Source organism: Paracoccus sp. NIOT.M2S5SZ12, assembly GCF_057748165.1.
This window is the reverse complement of sequence record NZ_JBYLFR010000006.1, coordinates 80,357-97,893: the sequence shown is the minus strand read 5'-3', so window position 1 is coordinate 97,893 and position 17,537 is coordinate 80,357. Positions and strand designations below refer to the sequence as shown.

Genomic DNA, 17,537 nt, shown 5'->3' with positions numbered 1-17,537 from the left:
CAACGCGGAATTCCCATGCAAGACCCCCTTCAGGACCCCATCGCCATCGTGACCGGCGCCGATTCCGGCATCGGCCGCGCCGCAGCTCACGCCCTCGCGCGCGACGGCCATGACGTGGTCATCACCTACCGCTCGGATCGCGACGGGGCCGAGGAGACCGCGGCGCTGGTCCGCAAGGCGGGTCGTCGCGCCCGCATCCTTGGATGCGATCAAACCCGACCGGCGGATATAGACGCGCTGTTTGCCGATCTGGACGGCGACGGGGCCGTTGCGCGGGTTCTGGTCAACAATGCCGGCAAGGATGCCAGCGGGACCCGCGTGGTCGAGATGGCCGATGACGACTGGCTCTCCACCATCGCGACCGACCTGACCGGCCCGTTCCTGCTGTCGCGGGCCTTCGCGCGACGGGCGATCGATGCGGGAAAGGGCGGGCGGATCGTCAATGTCAGCTCGATCCATCAGGAAACGCCGCGCATCGGATCGGCCGCCTATGACGCGGCCAAGGGCGGGGTGCGGATGCTGACCCGCACACTGGCGCTGGAGCTGGCGGGTCAGGGGATCACCGTGAACGCGGTGGCCCCCGGCATGATCCTGACCCCGATGAACCAAGAGGCGCAGGACGATGCCGAAACGCGCCGCAATATGGAGAAGAACATCCCTTTGGGCCGCGCCGGTCGTCCGGAGGAGGTCGCGGGTCTGATCGCCTTTCTGGTTTCGGATGCCGGGGCCTATGTCACCGGGCAGAGCCTGTTCATCGACGGCGGCCTGTCGATCAATCTGGGTCAGGGCGCCTGATGGCGCGCGACGATGCGGGCTTTCTGCCCTTGGCCGATTACGCGGCGCTTGGCGATGGGCGCGCGGTGGCGCTGTCGGGGGTGGACGGGGGCATCGACTGGTGGTGCGTGCCGAACATGGACAGCCCGCCGCTGTTCGACCGCCTGTTGATCGGTCACGACGCGCTTGAGAACGGCGCGCGGGCCGGGCATTTTACCATCGCGCCGCAGGGCGCCTTCACCGCCACGCGCCGCTATCGTCCCGACAGCAACGTGCTGGAAACGCGCTTGGTCACGTCGTCGGGAACCGCCCTGCTGACCGAGAGCCTGAACAGCGGCACCGCCGGACGCCTGCCTTGGGCCGAACTGGCCCGCCGGGTTGAGGTGCTGGAGGGACAGGTCACCTTCGACATCACGCTGCAGCTGGGCCATCGCGCCGGGTCGCGCAGCCCCTACATGGCATGCAGCGGACCTTATGAGACCTTTCATGTCGGATCGGTCCTGGGGCTGTTCCTGCATGGCGACGGCGTCCGGGTCACGATGCGCGAGGACGACGCCATCCACGCCACACTGTCGCTGGCGGCGGGCGGGCGCGAGGTGCTGGCCATCGTCGCGGGCGCGAACGAGCCGCTGGTGGTGCCCGAGCTGAGCCAGATCGACGCGCGGATCGACCTGTCGGACCGCGAATGGCGCGACTGGTGCGCCGGGATCGAGACCGGCCCGCAGGATCGCGACTTCCTGCTGCGTCAGGTGCTGGCGCTGAAGCTGCTGCTCTATGCGCCCAGTGGGGCGATCGCGGCGGCGGCCACCACCTCGCTGCCGGAGCGGATCGCGGGCGACAAGAACTACGACTACCGCTTTGCCTGGGTGCGCGATGCGGGCTACGTGATCACGTCCTTCCTGCGCTTGGGCGTGATGGCCGAGGCCAAGGCCGCGCTGACTTGGCTGCTGAACCAGCTCTGCGCCCATGGCGCCCGCGTCTGCTTTGCGCTGGACGGCGGGGTGGAGGAGGAGATGGAGGAGGTCGCCGTTCCCGGCTATCGCGGATCGCGCCCGGTCCTGTCGGGCAACCGCGCCGCGCGCCAGCATCAGCACGGCACCTATGGCGACATCTTCGAGACGGTCTACGACTTCGTCGAGGCCGGCGGGCTGATCGACGGGCGCAGCGCGCGCACGCTGTCGATGCTGGCTGACGACTGCGCCGACCGCTGGAAGGAGAAGGATGCCGGCATCTGGGAACTGCCCGACCAGCAGCATTACACCATGTCCAAGATCAGCTGCTGGCAGGCCCTGAACCGCGCCGTGCAGCTGGCCGATGCGGGGCATCTGCCCACCACCTGCCGCGACCGCTGGAGCCGCGAGCGCGACCGCATCGCCGACTGGATCGACGCGCGCTGCTGGGACGAGGAGATCGGCGCCTATGTCATGCATCCCGGCACCACACGGCTGGATGCGGCGCTGATCCTGGCGGTGCGCTTCGGCTTTGACCGGCCCGAGCGGCTGCGGAGCACGCTGGACGCGATCCAGGCGCGCTTGGGCGCGGGCGGGCATCTGCATTACCGCTATACCGGCATGGACCGCGAGGAGGGGTGCTTTCTGGCCTGCTCCTTCTGGATGGTCGAGGCGCGGGCCCTGATGGGGCAGCACGACGCGGCGCGGGCGTTGATGGAGGGTCTGCGCGGGCGCATCGACGCCGCGCCCGGCATCTTGCCGGAGATGATCGACCCCGACAGAGGCGAATGGCTGGGCAACATGCCCCAGGGCCTCAGCCATCTGGCCGCATTGCAGGCCTGTCTGGCGCTGCAGCGGACCTGAGGGCGCCGCCCGGAACCGGGCATGACCGCCCTCGCTCGGCTGCGGTGCGAAGTCCTCGCAACGCCACGGTCCGTGCCATGGGTTGGTCAGCGGCTCGATGCCGACCAGCCCATGGCGCATCAGTGCCGTGCCGGCCGCGACTAAGCCGCGGTGACAAATGTCGGAGCCGAGGCGGATTGAGGTGATGGAGCGGCTCAGGCAATTCGACGTCTGACCCGCTGCAGCGACTTGTGCTTGCGATCTGGAGTATTCCACCCTGAACAGAACGATGGTTCAGGCCGCCGCGCCCGTCCGGCGCTCGGACAGCCAAGATGAGGCGCTCGTGAAGTGCCGGGTCGTCGTCCGAGATCATATCTCACGCAAGGCTGGTCTCCGTCGCAGAAGACAAGCATGAATCACGATAAACCTGCCCTATGCCCCCCTTTCGTTGATGCGCCCTGTCTTGACACGAGCCATCATGGATCGCCCGCGATCGGCCAAGTCCACCGGCGAAGGCGGGGCCGACCGAGACGTCATGCGCCATCCTGCAGCACGGGCTGCGCCGCCTCGACGAAGCGGCGGGTGCGCTCGGGGCAGACCGGGTTCCACCAGACCCCGCCCTCCTTGAGCGAGGAGGCCACGATCACGCCATTGGTGCGGCCCAGGATCGCCACGATGTTCTCGGCCGTCACGCCGGACCCCACCAGCAGCGGCAGATGCGTGGCGCCGCCGATCTCGTCGATCTCCTCCAGCGTAGCGCTGTCTCCGGTGCGCTGGCCCGTCGCGATGATGCAATCGCTGTCGAAAAAGGCCAGGTCGCGGGTCAGCTCCGGGATCGAGCGGTCGGCCACGATGGCGTGGCTGCCGTGCTTGACATGCGCGTCGGTGAAGATGCGCACCCGCTCGGCCCGCAGCAGGGACCGGTATCGCAGCGCCTCGGCCGCGCGGCCCTCCATAAAGCCTTCGTTGGCCACATAGGCGTTGGCCCATTGGTTCACGCGGATGAAGTCGGCGCCCCCCGCCACGGCCGTCGCCAGCGCCGGCAGCGGCGCGTTGGCCAGCACGTTGATGCCGATGGGCAGGCCGAAGGCGCGCCGGAGGCGGTCGGTCACCACCGCCAGGAAGGCCGGCGTCTCGGGGCCGATGTCCTGGGGCTTGGAAAAGGGGATGTCGCCGTGGTTCTCGACGATCAGCCCGTGCATTCCCCCTTGCGCCAGCCGTTCGGCATCGCGCATGCAGGCGTCGTAGATGTCATCCATCGACGCGCCGCGATACCGGGGCGCGCCGGGAAATGCGGGGCAGTGGATCATGCCGATCAGCGCCTTGTCGCGCCCGAAGATGTCGCGGATGGCCCCGGCGGGGCGGTCGGAGATCTGTGTCATGGCTTGCCCTTTCTGAACGGCGGAGAACGGCGATGAAGGCTTTCGTGATCGGCAACGCGGCGCTGGACGAGACGCTGTCGGTCGAGGACCTGCCCCGGCCCGGCGCGTCCATCTTCGGCCGCGCGCTGTCGCAGGATCTGGGGGGCAAGGGGGTGAACCAGGCAGTGGCCATGGCCCGCATGGCGCTGGACTGCCGGCTGGTTGCGGCGGTGGGCGACGATCCGCGCGGGCGCGAGATCGCGGCGCGGCTGGCGGCGGAGCCGGTGGCGGCGCGGCTGATCGTGCTGCCCGGCGTGGCGACCGACAGCTCGATCATCCTTATGGCCGGGCATGGCGAGAATGCGGTCATCACCACCCGCGCCGCGGCCGCCGCCCTGACCCCCGATCACGCGACCGGCGCGCTGGCCGAGGCCGGGCCGGGCGATCTGCTGGTGCTGCAGGGCAATCTGGGGGCGGGGGCCACGGGGGCGGCGCTGCGCGAGGCCCGTGCGCGCGGCATGCGCATCGCGCTGAACCCCTCGCCCCTGCAGGATTACGTGGCCGACCTGTGGCCCTTGGTCGATTGCGCCTTCGTGAACGAGGACGAGGCCGCAGCCTTGGGCGGCGCGGCGCGTCTGCTGTCGCAAGGCGTGGCCGAGGTCGTGCTGACGCTTGGCGCACGCGGCGCGGCGCTGGTCCGGGCGGGCGGGCGCATCGAGGTGCCCGCCGCCCCCGCGACCGTGGTGGACACGACCGGGGCGGGCGACTGCTTCATGGCGGTGGCGCTGGCCTCGGCCGCGCTGCGGGGCGTGGCGCTGGACGCGCGCGCGCTGCGCCACGGGGCGCGGGCCGCGGCCTGGACGGTCGGGCGCGCGGGCACTGTCGCAGCCTTTCCCGACGCGGCCGCGATGCGCGCGATCCTGGCCGGGGACTGATCCGCTCACCGCGCGACCAGCCAGCCGAAGAGGTTCCGCCACAGCGTCGCGTATCCCGGCCAGGCGCAGAACTCCGGCGACAGCCAATGCGGCCCCACGTCGGAGGTCCAGGCCGCCGTGCGCCCCTGCCCGTGCCGGCCCAGGACCAGCAGCGGATGGCCGCCCTGATCCTGGGGCAGGCGCGCGACGACGGTCGCACCGTCGCGGACCATCACCTCGTTCACGCCCAGGATCGGCGGCCAGGCCGCGGGCATGCCCGCCATCACGGCATGATCCGGCAGCAGGATCTCGGCCTGCGCGCCTTCGGGGATCTCGACGCGGTCGTCCCAGGGGTGGCAGGTGACGGGCAGCGTGTCCTCGACCGCGGTACCCCGCCAACGCGCGCGCCCGTCGATGCCCTGGAACGAGAAATATCCCCCGATCATCAGCAGGTTGCCCCCCTGCGCCACCCATTCCTTTAGCAGCCGCAGCCGGTTCGGCACGGTTTTCGACCGCAGCCAGACATCGGGCGGCAGCAGGAAGGTGTTCGCGCCGATGTCGGACAGGATGATGATGTCATAGGGCGCCAGCCCCTCCATCGCGAAGGGGAACCCCTCCGCGGCGTCATGGGCGGTCATGTAGTCGATCTGGAAATCGCTGTCCTTCATCGCCTCCAGCAGAGGCGTGGCCCCGGTGTGGAACCGGACCGAGCCGAACTGGTCGAAGCCCTTGTAATGCGTTTCCGAGGTGGTCCAGCTTTCGCCCACCAGAAGCACGCGGGTTGTCATGGGTCGTTCCTTTCGCGGATGTCAGAAGGTGGCGTCGAAGACGCGGCGCGGATTGGCGACCATCAGCCGGTCGCAGTCGGAGGCGGACAGGCCGTGGCGCATCAGGCGCGGCAGGAAATGGCGGGTGACGAAGGCGTAGCCGTTGCCGCCGTATCGGGTCAGCATCATCTTGATGAACACGTCCTGCGACAGCAGGATGCGGTCCAGAAACCCCTGTTCGGTCAGGCCCAGGATGGCGCGGGCGACCTGGTCGTCGGACGGGCACTGCACCCCCTGATCGGCATAGAAGAAATCCATGCCGATCATGTCGAACTCGACGAAGGCACCCCGCTGCGCCAGCGTCGCCTGATAGACCGGATCGTCATGCGAGGGGTTCATGTGGCACAGAACCGTGTGGCGCAAGTCCCCGCCCTCGGATTCGACCACGTCCAGCACGCGGTGCCCAAGCCGGAACCAGCCCGGCAGATGCACCATCAGCGGCAGGCCGGTGCGCGCCTGCGCCCGCGCCGCGCCGCGGAGCGACTTCTCCTCCTCGGGGGTGAAGTCGGACGACACGCCGATCTCTCCGATCAGGCCGATGCGGGCATCCGTGCCGTCGGTGCCGGTCAGCGCCTCGGCCACGATCTGATCCGCGATGGCGTCGATGGAGAGGCGCGCCACCGTGTCCGGCATGGAGCTGGCCAGGTAATAGCCCGCACCCATCACGATGTTGAGCCCGGTTTCCCCGGCGATCCGGCGCAGGGTCGCGGGGTCGCGCCCGATGCCGCGGCAGGTCGGGTCCACCACGCTGCGCCCGCCCGCGGCGGTGAAGGCGCGCAGCTCCGCGATGGCCAGGTCGGGGTCGTCCAGCGCAATGTTGTGGCGGTTCACGAACGGGTCCTGGCGCAATTCGGACAGGATCTCTATGCCGACCGGGCTGTCGGCCAGATATTGCCGCGCCGGGTCCGTGGGCGCGTTCCACCAGCAGCGGCAGTCGTTCTGCAGATGCTCGTGCATCAGCGTGTGGCCCAGATCGGCCGAGGGGATCGGGCCGGTGACGGTCATCACCCGGCCCGACCGGACATGGCAGGGGGACAGCTCGCTCATCCGCGCGCCCTCCCGAAGCGCAGGCCCCGGTCGAACAGCCTGGTGTTCAGCCAGATGGCGACCAGGATGATCGCGCCCGTCACGATCTGCGTGAAGAACGGAGAGATGTGCAACAGGATCAGCCCGTTGCCGATCACCGCGATGGTCATCGTGCCGAGGACGGTGCCCAGCATCGAGGCCTTGCCGCCCATCAGCGACGTGCCGCCCAGCACCACGGCGGCGATCACCTGCAGCTCGAACCCCTGCGCCGCGTTCGACGAGCCGGAGCCAAGCCGCGCCGCGATCAGCATGCCCGCCACGGCGGAGGCCAGCCCCGCTACGACATAGACCGAGGCCAGCACGCGTTTCGCGGGCATGCCCACCCGACGCGCGGCCTCCATGTTCGAGCCCACCGCGACGACCTGGCGGCCGTATTGGGTGCGCAGCATCACGACGAAGCCCAGGGCGGCGATCAGCAGCGCGATGATCGCCGGGACCGGAACCCCCGCCAGCGTGCCGCGCCCCAGCCACAGGAAGCCGGGCACCCCGGTGACGGGGATCGAATAGCCCTCGGTCAGATAGAGCGCGACCCCGCGCAGAATCGACAGGCCCGCCAGCGTCACGATGAAGGCCGGGATGCCCTGATAGGCGATGAACCAGCCCTGCGCCGCGCCGACCCCCGCGCCCAGGGCCAGCATCAGCAGCACCACGACCGGCCAGGGCAGGCCCGCGCCGATGGCGATGGCGCAGACCGCGTTGACCAGCGCCACCTGCGATCCGACCGACAGGTCGATCCCCGCGGTGGTGATGACCAGCGTCATAGCGACCGCCACGATCAGGATGGGCGCGGCCTGGCGCAGCACGTTCAGCAGGTTGCCCGCGCTGAGAAAGGTCGAACTGGCCAGCCCGAAGACCGCCATGCACAGCAGGAAGAACAGCGCGATGGACAGGACCTGCGCATGTTCGCCCACGAAATCGGCCAGCGGCGATCCGGCCTTGCGTTCAGTATAGACGGACATTAATGGCCCCCTTTGCCGACGATCAGGTCGACCAGTTCCTGAAGGGTGGTGTCCCCGGTCCGGCGTTCGGCGACCTTGGTGCCCTCGTACATGACGGCGATGCGGTCGCAGACGCGGAACAGGTCCTGCATGCGGTGCGTGACCAGCACGACCGCCACGCCGCGCGCCTTGACCCGGTTGATCAGGGCCAGCACGGCCTCGACCTCGGCCACGGCCAGGGCCGAGGTGGGTTCGTCCATGATCAGCACCCTGGGGTCGAAGCTGGCGGCGCGGGCGATGGCGATGGCCTGGCGCTGGCCGCCCGACAGCTTCTCCACCTTGGCGGTCAGGCGCGGGATGCGGATCTCCAGCGCGGCCAGCATCCGCTGCGCCTCGGCCAGCATGCGGGGCTGGTCCAGGAACGGCCCGCGCCGCAGCTCCCGGCCCAGGAACAGGTTGCCCACCACATCGACGTGATCGCACAGCGCCAGGTCCTGATAGACCATCTCGATCCGCTCGGCGCGGGCCTCGGAGGGGGTCGCGAAGCGGACCGGCCGCCCCTCCAGCAGGATCTGCCCGCCATCGGGGACATAGGTGCCGGACATGACCTTGGAGAGCGTGGACTTGCCCGCCGCATTGTCGCCGATCAGGCCGATGCATTCGCCCGCGCGGATGTCCAGATCGACCCCGCGCAGCGCCTGGTGAGAGCCGAAGGTCTTGGTGATGCCCCGCAGCGACAGGACGGCGGGGCCGGGCGCATCGGCGGGGGAGACCTCCCCCCGCCGGGCCGCGGTCGAAGGCGCGGCTGCCATCACTGGAAGGCCGCGCGATAGGGCTCGACATTCTCCTGCGTCACGATGGTGACCGGGACCGAGATCACCGGCTCGACCGTGCCGCCATCGGCCAGCGTGCCCAGGGCCTCGACGGCGGCGGCACCCATGCCGGCCGGGTCCTGCTGGATCACCGCCTTGACATAGCCCGCGTCGATCCCGGCGATGGCCTGCGCCGTCAGGTCCCAGCCATAGATCGCCACATCGGCCTGCCGCCCCTGGCTCTCGACCGCGGCGATGGCGCCCAGCAGGGCCGGCTCGCCCGTGGCATAGATCGCGGTCAGGTCGGGATTGGCGGTGATCAGGTTCTCGGCCGCGCCCAGGGCGGTGTCCTGCACGTTCTGGCCGTCCACGGTGCCCGCGACGGTGACCTTTGCCGCGTCCAGCGCACCCTCGAACCCGTCCTTGCGCAGGTTCTGGATGAACGAGTTCAGCGCCCCCACGATGCCCAGCTTCGTGGCATCCGCCGCGCCGTTCACCACCGCCGCCAGGTCCGCCCCGGCCTGCGCGTTGTCCACGCCGATCTGCGCGGATTGCGGGCCTTCGGGCAGGATCGCGTCGATGGCCACCACCGGGATGCCCGCATCGACCGCCTGCTGCACGGCGGGCATGATGCCGTTCACGTCGATGGCCACGACCGCGATGCCGTCCACGCCCTCCTGGATGTAGGTCTCGATGGCACTGTTCTGCGCCGCGGGGTCGTTGTTGGCGTTGAAGATCAGGAGTTCGGCGCCCGCGGCGTCGGCCGCCTCCTGCGCGCCGCGGTTCATGTCGTTGAAGAACAGGGCCTGCTGGTTGATCTGGACCAGCGCGAAGGTCCGGCCCTCCTGCGCCAGCGCGGGCAGGGCGGCGGCGATCAGGCCGGCGGTGGTCAGCGCACCAAGGGTGCGGCGGGTACGGGTCGTCATCTTCAGTCCTCGCTGTTACGGTTGGGTTCGAAGGCGCGGATCGGCGGCGCGACGGAGGCGCGCTCGATCAGCGTGACATCCAGCAGCACCTCTGGCGGGTGCCTTTCAGGATCGGTCCCGTCCAGGGACAGCAGCAGCTCCAGCGCCTGCTGTCCCAGCTCGCGGACGGGTTGGCGCACGGCCGTGACGGCCGGCGCGAAAAGATGCAGCGGCCCGACATCGTCGAAGCCGATGACCGAGACCTCCTGCGGAATGGCGACGCCCGCCCCCGACAGGACCTCGTAGAGGCCGATCACCAGCTCGTCCGAGGTGGCAAAGATCGCGGTCGGCCGCGTATGGGCGGGCCTGGCCAGCCACGCGCGGCCCGCGTCGCGCCCGGCCTCGATGGTGTAGTGCCCCTGCAGGCGGTCGATCCGGCAGGGGTCGGGGGCCTCGGCCATGCCGGCGGCAAAGCCCTGATGGCGGCGCGCGCCGCTGACCATGCCCTCGATCCCGCCCACGAACATCACGTGGCGATGGCCCGACCGGGTCAGGTACCGCGCGGCCAGCAGCCCGCCCTGACGGTTGTCGCAGAAGATCCGCGGCGCGACCGCGCCGGGCACGTCCTCGTCCACGATCACGCAGCGCGGCAGGCGGTCGATGCGCTCGGCCAGCGCGCGGCTGCCCTCGTGATTGGTGATGAAGATCAGCCCGTCGGCATGGCCCGTCCGCACCAGGTCCAGATAGGACAGCTCGCGTTCGGGGCGGTTCAGCGTGGCGTAAAGCGCCAGCGACAGGCCGCGCGCGGAGGCGGCCTCCTCGACCGCGCCCACCATCGTGGCGAAGAACGGCGTCGAGATGTCCGGCACGATCAGCGCGATCGTGTCCGACCGCCCCAGGCTCAGCCGGCGCGCATGCGGGTTCGGGCGATAGTCCAGCGCCTTGATGGCCCGGTCGATCGCCCCCGCCGTCCGCTCCGGCAGCTCCAGCGAGCCGTTCAGATAGCGCGACACGGTGGCCTTGGAGACCCCGGCGGCCGTCGCGACATCCTGAAGGTTCGCCATGCGCACTCCCTGTCAGCGGCACCGATAAATCGGTTTAGTAAACTGGTTTATAAGGTCACGATGCGGTGATTCGCGCATTCTGGCAAGCGGCATCCGCGTGGTCCCGCGGCGCTGCCCGAAAACAGGGCAGAGGCGCGGCCGCCGCCGCCCCCTTGACGCGGGCGGGCGGGCGGTGATTGCTGCGACGGGACGCAAGGAGGACGGATGGCGCGGCGGTTTCTGCATGTGGTGGACTGGCTGGACCGGCGGACCTCGGGCGTGGGCCTGGTCACGGGCGCGCTGTTCGTCGCCGGGTCGCTGACCCCCAGCCTGATCCCCCGCAGCCCCGAGATCCAGGGCATCCTGGCCGGGTTCTGCTTTGCCGCCGGATACGGGCTGATGGTGCTGGCGGGGGGGCTGTGGCGCTACATGCAGCTGCCGCAGGCCAGCGACCGGCAGGCGCGGCTTCTGGTGCCGCTGATGGGGGCGGCGGCGCTGGTCATCGTGACGCTGTTCCTGATCCGCTCGGCCCAGTGGCAGAACGACATCCGCGCGGTCATGACGCTGCCCCCCTCCGAAGGCTCGGCGCCGCTGGTCGTGGCGGGTCTGGGCACGGCGGTGGCGGCCGCCCTGCTGATCGTGGGCAAGCTGCTGGCCGCGGCGGGGCGCCAGATCAGCCGCCGCATCGCGCAGGTCCTGCCGCCGCGGCAGGCGCGGGTGCTGGGCGCGCTGGTCACGGTGTTCGTGGCCTGGCAGCTGTTCAGCGGCGTGCTGCTGCGTAATGTCGTGGCCAGCGTGGATGCCTCGGCGCAGGCGCTGGACGACCTGATCCCCGCCGATCAGGTCGCGCCGACCCGAGCCTGGCAGACAGGCAGCCCGCAATCGCTGGTCGCCTGGCAGGACCTGGGCCGCGAGGGGCGCATCTTCGTCGGCGCCACCCCGGACCCCGCGGCGATCAGCGCCGTGACCGGCCTGCCCGCCCGGCAGCCGCTGCGCGTCTATGTCGGGCTGAACGCCGCCGACAACCTGACCGCCCGCGCCGACCTGGCCGTGGCCGAGCTGGAGCGCGCGGGTGGGTTCGACCGCGCGGCCCTGGTCGTGGCCATGCCCACCGGCACCGGCTGGATGGACCCCGCCGCGATGGAGCCGCTGGAGCATCTGAACCACGGCGACGTGGCCACCGTCGCGATGCAGTATTCCTATCTGCAAAGCTGGATCTCGCTTCTGGTGCAGCCCGAACAGTCGGCCGAGGCTGGCCGGGCGCTCTTCGGCGCCGTCCACCGCCGCTGGCAGCAACTGCCGGCCGAGACGCGGCCGCGGCTCTATCTCTACGGGCTCAGCCTCGGGGCGCACAGCTCGCAGCAGTCGCTGCGCCTGCACGAGATGCTGGACCGGCCCATCGACGGCGCGCTGTGGGTCGGCCCGCCCTTCGTCAGCCCGCTGTGGCAGAGCCTGACGGCGGAACGCGACCCCGGCTCTCCGGCCTGGCTGCCGCGGCTGACGACCGGAGAGGCGGTGCGCTTCACCGACGGGCGGCAGGTGCTGCGCGACGGCGGCCCTTGGGGGCAGGTGCGCATCGTCTATCTGCAATACGGCAGCGACCCGATCGTGTTCTTCCGCCCCGACAGCGCGATCCGACCGCCCGACTGGCTGGACCACCCGCGCGCCCCCGAGGTGTCGGACGACCTGCGCTGGTATCCGGTCATCACCCAGCTGCAGCTGGCCTTCGACATGGCCATCGCGCTGGAGGTGCCGATGGGTCACGGGCATGTCTATGCCCCCGCCGACCATATCGAGGCCTGGCTGGCCGTGACCGACCCGCCCGGCTGGACGCCGGAGCGTCTGGCCCGGCTGCGGGCGCATTTCCTGGCCCGGCAGGCACAGGCGGTGCCCTGACGGTTATCCACAATTTCTGGGGACAGTTCCGGGGGAAGTCGCGGATCAGCGCGTCGGATCAGCGGCTTGCAGCCCGCCGAAATCGGGCGCATCGTCGGGCAGCACCAGCAGGTAGCGGGTGGAGCGGCCGCCCTCCGGGCCGCGGCGCAGGATGCCCGCCGCCTCCAGCTCGGCCAGGTCGCGGGTGGCCGTCGCGGCCGACACGCCCGCGATGCGCGCATAGGGCGCGGCCGAGATGCCCTGCGCCACCCGGCCCGGCCCTTCGGCGAACAGGCGGCGCAGCACCGCCTCGGCCCGCGCCGGCATCGCGTGGCGCAGGAAGAAGGCGTTGCGGCGCACCAGAAAGCGCGCATCCCCCACCGCCGCATCGACCCCCGCGATCAGCCGCTCCAGGAACCAAAGCACGAAGGGGGTCGCGTCGATCACCCCGCCCGCCACCCGCCGCCCCGCCTGCAGCGCCGCGTAATAGCCGCGCTTGTCCGCCTCGATCTGGCGCGAGAGCGAGAAGGGCAGCGCCGCCTCGCGCGCGAAGACATGCTCGACCAGCGCCCGGCCAAGCCGGCCGTTGCCGTCCGAGAAGGGGTGGATCGATTCGAACCACAGATGCGCGATGGCCGCGCGGATCGGCAGGGGCCGGCGGTCGGCCTCTAGCGCGGCCAGAAAGTCGTCCATCATCGCGGGCACCCGGTCGGGCGGCGGCGCGGCATAGAGGACATCCTCGCGCCCGGCGGCATTGCTGCGGGTGATGACCATATCGAAGCGCCGCCAGCGTCCCTTGTCCTCGACTTCGATGCCGTGGAACAGCAGGCGGTGCCAGTGCCACAGCGTCTCGGCCCGCATCGGACCGTCGCCCGCCCGCGCCTGAAGCATCAGGTCGGCGATCGCGTCGCTGCGCCGTTGTGGCTCGGCCCCGCGATGCGCCAGCGACGCCACGACCGAGGCCTGGACCTGCGCCGCGGGCAGGCTGGCGCCCTCGATCGCGAAGGAGGCGACGGCCTCCATCGTCACGGCGCGCAGGAAGGCCTCGCGCCGCTCATCGGGGGTCAGCGCGGCCTGCAGCCCGGCGATGGCGCCGAGCCGCGCCGAAAACGCCGCCAGCGGCCCTTCGGTGCGCGCGGCATCATGGGTGAAGTTCGGCCAGGCCAGATCGGTCCACAGGGTCATGCGGCGATCATGCTCGCGCTTTCCCCTCAAGGAAAGCCCATTCATGAGGGGAATGGTACGCGCCATTCCCCTCACGCCCCGGTCAATGCGGCGCCTGCCACCCACCGCCCGGCCTCCGCCGCGCCGTCATGCGCCCGTCACTCAGCGCGAAGAGGCTGATCCAGCCGTGATCGACCAGCTGGCGCGGCATCTCATGCGCGGCCAGGATGCGGTCGATCGCCTCGGCGGGCGCCTCCAGCAGGACGGACAGGCGCAGCGGCTCATGCGCGGGGCGGATGCCGTCATGGACCGCCTGCCACGGCAGGCCGGGACGCAGGACGCCGCCATTGCCCTCGACCACGCCCAGCCCGCCGGTGACGTTGTGCAGCATCTTGTTGCCGCCGCCGAACAGCGCGGGCGCCACGGTCGCGCCGTGATAGTGCAGGTTGATCCAGCTGGCCACGATCATCGGCGCGGTCAGGATCAGCTCCAGCGTGGCAAAGCCCTCATCCCCGCGCCAGTCATAGCTGTGCAGGAACACCCGCCCGCCCAGGTCGCGCCCCCGCGTCACCCCGCGCGGCGCGGCGATGAAGGCGCTGCACCCGGCCAGGCCCCATTCGGGGCGCGGCTCGGACCAATCGCGGGCGCGGCGCGCCAGATCGCGGACCGTCCCCGCGCCGGGCAGGCGCATGGCCCGTTCGGCCCCGGCGCGGCGTCCCGCCGCATCCAGCCAGCCGCGCGCCCGGTCCAGATCGGCGGCGTGGCTCTGATCGGCCCCGTCCGGGAACAGCGTCACCCGGTCGGTCACCGTGTCATGCAGCGCGCCCACGAAGACCGTGTCGGCGGGCAGCGCGACCCCCTGCCCTGCCAGACCCGCCCGCGTCTCGGGGTCGTTCAGCAGCGCGGCCAGCAGCCGGGCCGACACCTCGCCGCTGCGCCCGCCGCAGGCCCCGCAGTGATAGGCGCTGTGATGGGGGTTGTTCACCATCCCCGCCCCGTGCCCGACCAGCAGCACCAGCCGCGCGTGGCCGCGGGTCAGGCCCATGGCGCGCAGGATGCCCGCCGCAAGGCGGACTTTGTCGGCGGCCGGCAGAGGCGGGTCGAACCGGGGCCGCGCGCCGCCCGGGTCCGGGGCATGACCGCGCCCCAGGGCATCGCGCAGCAGCTTCGGCCCATAGGCCGGGCCCGCCGCCTCGACGAAGGCGAAGGAGGAGACCGCCGCCTGCCGGAACCGGCCCCAGGCCCGCCGGGCGCGGGCAGCGATGCGGCGCGCGGCCTCCGTCGGCGCGGGGCCCTGGGCGGTCGCGGTCAGCCGGGGCGCCAGCAGCACCGGCAGATGGGCCTGCACGCTGTCGCTGGCCCCGGGGCGGAAGGCCAGGGGCAGGCCGAAGAAGCCCGCGAAACCGATGGTCTCGATGCCCTCGTCCTGATCCTCCAGCGCGCGGCGCAGCACCTCGGAGCGCACGTCGATGCAGAAGGCCGCCTGCATCGCGGGCCGACCCGCGGGTGCCGCCGCCGCACCCAGCTGTCCCGCCAGGCGGCGCTGATGCGCGCGCTCGGCCGCGTCCTGCAGGATCGCGTCCAGCACCTGATCGGCCGTGGGCGCGACCGGTTCGGCATGGGCCGCCAGCGTCGCGCGCCAGTCCAGCTCCAGGTCGGGGTGACGGGCCAGCAGCGCCTCGTCCCAGATCAGGCGGATGGCCAGCAGGTCGGTCAGCGTCGCGTCGCCGCCCCCCGACAGCTCGGCCTGCCAGGACAGCCAGCGCGCGTGCTGCGCCCAACCGCCCCAATCGGTCAGCAGCCGGTGAAAGGCCGTGGGCGCCGAGGCCCCGTCGATCCCAAGCGCGGCGGCGGCCCGCAGGATCGCCCGGTCCGCCGTGTCGGGCGTGCCCGCCACATGGTCGCAGAACCCGGGCAGGCCCGCGATCTCGGGGGTCAGGTCGTGCATGGCCCAGTCCCGCCAGGACCGGAAGGCCCCCTCTCCGGGACGCGGGCTCCACAGCGCCTGGCCGCCGTCGAACCGCCCCGCGGCCCACAGCCCGGTGCTGCGCGCGATGACGCCCGGCCAGTCGGTGCGGCCCGCCCGCGCGGCCAGGTCGGCCACGGTGGGCAGGCGGCGCGGCGCGGGCGCGGGGCCGTGCAGCCGCGCCCGCAGCAGCGCCAGATCGGCGGGCTTCAGGGGCGATGGATGCGCGATCAGCGCCGCCGCCAGATCGTCGTCGGTGATGCGGCCCGCCGCCACCTGCCGGGCGATCTGCGCGCGGGGCTGGGTCAGGGCGACGCCGCCGACCCGCGCCAGCAGCGCCGCCGCATGCGCGAGGTCCATCCCGGCCTGGCCCAGGAAGGGGTTGACCGCGACGGTCGCCTCCAGCGGAAAGGCCGGGGGGATGGCGCGGGCGGCGGCATCGGCCGCCTCCAGGATCGGGGCGGCCAGCGTCGCGGCCATGGGGGCGTGGTCAACGAACATCATGGGTCTCCGTGAGGGGGTGGGTCGTGCGGAAGCCGCCGGTGATCCGGTCCAGCGCCGCGTTGACGTAAAGGCCGTTGGCCAGGTGGACGCGCATCCCCGCGACCGAGGGGTGGTGCCCCCACAGCGGGAACAGCGCCTGCGCCAGCGCCACCGCCCCGAAGGACAGCACCGCCAGCCCGATCAGCGCCCATTCCAGCGCGCCGGGCGCGGGGGCCGCGGGCAGCGACGGCCCCCACAGCGCCTGCGCCACGGTCTGGAACCCGAAATAGGCCAGCGCCGCGGCCAGCGACGCCGCCGCCGTGCGCCGCGTCAGCGCCCCCGGCGCCGCATCGGCCAGGCCCTGCGCGATCAGATAGGCCACGCCGAAGATCAGCATCGCGCCCAAGGCCAGGGCCTGCGGGGTCTTGGGGCCCACGGCCAGCACGAAGACCGCCGCCACCGCCGCATAGAGCAGCAGCGCCAGCGCGAAGGCCCGCCCGACCGCCCGCGCGCCCGGCACCGCGACCGGGCCCGGCCGACGGATCGCCGCCACCGCCTGCACCGCGCCGCCCGAGGACAGGAAGGCATGCGCCTTGTAGAGCGAATGGGCCACCACATGCAGCAGCGCCAGCGCCCAGAGGCCCAGCCCGCATTGCATCAGCATGAAGCCCATCTGCGCCACCGTGGACCAGGCCAGCGCCGTCTTGACCGCGCTCTGCGTCAGCATCACCACCGCGCCGAACAGCGCCGTCAGCCCGCCCAGGGCGACCAGCACCGCCATCGCGCCGGGGCTGTGGCGGATGACCTCGGACAGCGTGATCAGCAGGACGCCGCCCGCATTGATGATGCCCGCATGCAGAAGGGCCGAGACCGGGGTCGGGGCCTCCATCACCTCGGTCAGCCAGCCGTGCAGCGGAAAGGCGGCCGTCGTCAGCAGCGCGCCCAGCACCACCAGCGCCACGCCCGCGCGCGCCATGCCCGGCAGCCCGCCCGCCGCCGCGTCGCCCAGGGCGGCGATGCCCGCCGTGCCGAAGGCCTGCGAAAGCAGCGCGAAGCCCAGGGCCGCGGCCAGCGTGCCCGCCCCCCAGGCCAAGGTGAACTTGGCCGCAACGCGGCGCGCGGCGGGCCGGTCGGGATAGAACAGCAGCAGCCGGCGCAGCACCGCGCCCACCGCGATGAGGCCCAGGGCCAGCACCGGCAGGCTGGCCGCCTGCACCAGCACCAGCACGCAGGCGACCGCCGTCAGGGTCAGCGCGTGAAAGCGCCCCTCGCGCGGCTCTCCGTCCAGCGCGCGGCGCGAGAAGCGGATCACCACCCAGCCCACGAAGGAGACCAGCAGCGTCAGCGTCGCGCCGATCGCGTCCAGCCGCAGCAGCGGCAGCGCGGCGGGACCGGCCGTCAGCGGCCCCGACAGGACCAGCTGGACCACGGCCGCCAGCGCGGCCAGCAGGGCGGCCAGCGCCGCGGCTTCGGACCACAGCGGCAGGCGGCCCGGTCGCGGACCCGGACGGGCCAATGCGATCAGCGCCGCCGCCAGCAGCAGCGCGGGGCCGGGAAGGGACAGGGGAATGGGGATCATGGCGCACCTGCAGATTG

At 71.8% G+C, this 17,537-nt stretch carries 14 protein-coding genes; 4 read left to right on the top strand and 10 right to left on the bottom strand.

Annotation, left to right across the window (positions count from 1 at the left end; all coding sequences use genetic code 11):
• Nucleotides 1-15: 15 nt before the first annotated feature.
• On the top strand, nt 16-795 hold the full coding sequence (locus AC2SGK_RS07410; protein WP_488322951.1) for an SDR family oxidoreductase: 780 nt from the start codon (nt 16-18) through the stop codon (nt 793-795).
• Nucleotides 795-2,588, top strand: a complete 1,794-nt coding sequence (locus AC2SGK_RS07405; protein WP_488322950.1) for a glycoside hydrolase family 15 protein — start codon at nt 795-797, stop codon at nt 2,586-2,588. The genes AC2SGK_RS07410 and AC2SGK_RS07405 overlap by 1 nt, the downstream gene beginning before the upstream one ends.
• Nucleotides 2,589-3,100: 512 nt before the next feature.
• Here the strand turns inward: AC2SGK_RS07405 and AC2SGK_RS07400 are convergent.
• Entirely contained in the window at nt 3,101-3,949 is an 849-nt protein-coding gene (locus AC2SGK_RS07400; protein ID WP_488322949.1) for a BtpA/SgcQ family protein, read from the bottom strand.
• A gap of 32 nt (nt 3,950-3,981) precedes the next feature.
• Here AC2SGK_RS07400 and AC2SGK_RS07395 point away from each other — a divergent pair, with 32 nt between their 5' ends.
• Entirely contained in the window at nt 3,982-4,863 is an 882-nt protein-coding gene (locus AC2SGK_RS07395; protein WP_488322948.1) for a ribokinase, read from the top strand.
• Nucleotides 4,864-4,868: 5 nt separating this feature from the next.
• On the opposite strand, the gene AC2SGK_RS07390 is transcribed toward AC2SGK_RS07395, so the two are convergent.
• The 6 genes from AC2SGK_RS07390 to AC2SGK_RS07365 are packed head-to-tail and all read right to left on the bottom strand — an operon-like array spanning nt 4,869 to nt 10,474.
• Complete coding sequence (locus AC2SGK_RS07390) at nt 4,869-5,630, bottom strand: glutamine amidotransferase (protein WP_488322947.1); 762 nt, start codon at nt 5,628-5,630, stop codon at nt 4,869-4,871.
• Nucleotides 5,631-5,651: 21 nt separating this feature from the next.
• Nucleotides 5,652-6,716 carry a phosphotriesterase family protein gene (locus tag AC2SGK_RS07385; protein WP_488322946.1) on the bottom strand — a complete coding sequence of 355 codons (1,065 nt, stop codon included), beginning with the start codon at nt 6,714-6,716 and terminating at the stop codon, nt 5,652-5,654.
• The gene (locus tag AC2SGK_RS07380; protein WP_488322945.1) at nt 6,713-7,714 is read right to left on the bottom strand and encodes an ABC transporter permease; all 1,002 of its coding nucleotides are present in this window, start codon (nt 7,712-7,714) and stop codon (nt 6,713-6,715) included. Before AC2SGK_RS07380 ends, AC2SGK_RS07385 begins: the two co-directional genes overlap by 4 nt.
• Nucleotides 7,714-8,505 carry an ATP-binding cassette domain-containing protein gene (locus AC2SGK_RS07375; RefSeq protein ID WP_488322944.1) on the bottom strand — a complete coding sequence of 264 codons (792 nt, stop codon included), beginning with the start codon at nt 8,503-8,505 and terminating at the stop codon, nt 7,714-7,716. Before AC2SGK_RS07375 ends, AC2SGK_RS07380 begins: the two co-directional genes overlap by 1 nt.
• Complete coding sequence (locus AC2SGK_RS07370; protein WP_488322943.1) at nt 8,505-9,431, bottom strand: substrate-binding domain-containing protein; 927 nt, start codon at nt 9,429-9,431, stop codon at nt 8,505-8,507. Before AC2SGK_RS07370 ends, AC2SGK_RS07375 begins: the two co-directional genes overlap by 1 nt.
• Before the next feature lie 2 nt (nt 9,432-9,433).
• Entirely contained in the window at nt 9,434-10,474 is a 1,041-nt protein-coding gene (locus tag AC2SGK_RS07365) for a LacI family DNA-binding transcriptional regulator (RefSeq protein ID WP_488322942.1), read from the bottom strand.
• Nucleotides 10,475-10,678: 204 nt separating this feature from the next.
• Here AC2SGK_RS07365 and AC2SGK_RS07360 point away from each other — a divergent pair, with 204 nt between their 5' ends.
• Nucleotides 10,679-12,349: an alpha/beta hydrolase gene (locus tag AC2SGK_RS07360; RefSeq protein ID WP_488322941.1), complete on the top strand. Its 1,671-nt coding sequence runs from the start codon at nt 10,679-10,681 to the stop codon at nt 12,347-12,349.
• A gap of 45 nt (nt 12,350-12,394) precedes the next feature.
• Here the strand turns inward: AC2SGK_RS07360 and AC2SGK_RS07355 are convergent, their stop codons facing one another.
• From AC2SGK_RS07355 to AC2SGK_RS07345, 3 genes are all read right to left on the bottom strand, one after another.
• Nucleotides 12,395-13,513, bottom strand: a complete 1,119-nt coding sequence (locus tag AC2SGK_RS07355; protein ID WP_488322940.1) for a Fic family protein — start codon at nt 13,511-13,513, stop codon at nt 12,395-12,397.
• An 82-nt stretch (nt 13,514-13,595) separates the two neighbouring features.
• The gene (locus tag AC2SGK_RS07350; protein ID WP_488322939.1) at nt 13,596-15,959 is read right to left on the bottom strand and encodes a YbcC family protein; all 2,364 of its coding nucleotides are present in this window, start codon (nt 15,957-15,959) and stop codon (nt 13,596-13,598) included.
• Nucleotides 15,949-17,520, bottom strand: coding sequence for a proton-conducting transporter transmembrane domain-containing protein (locus AC2SGK_RS07345; protein WP_488322938.1), 1,572 nt, complete (start codon nt 17,518-17,520; stop codon nt 15,949-15,951). The genes AC2SGK_RS07350 and AC2SGK_RS07345 overlap by 11 nt, the downstream gene beginning before the upstream one ends.
• Between the last annotated feature and the right edge of the window lie 17 nt (nt 17,521-17,537).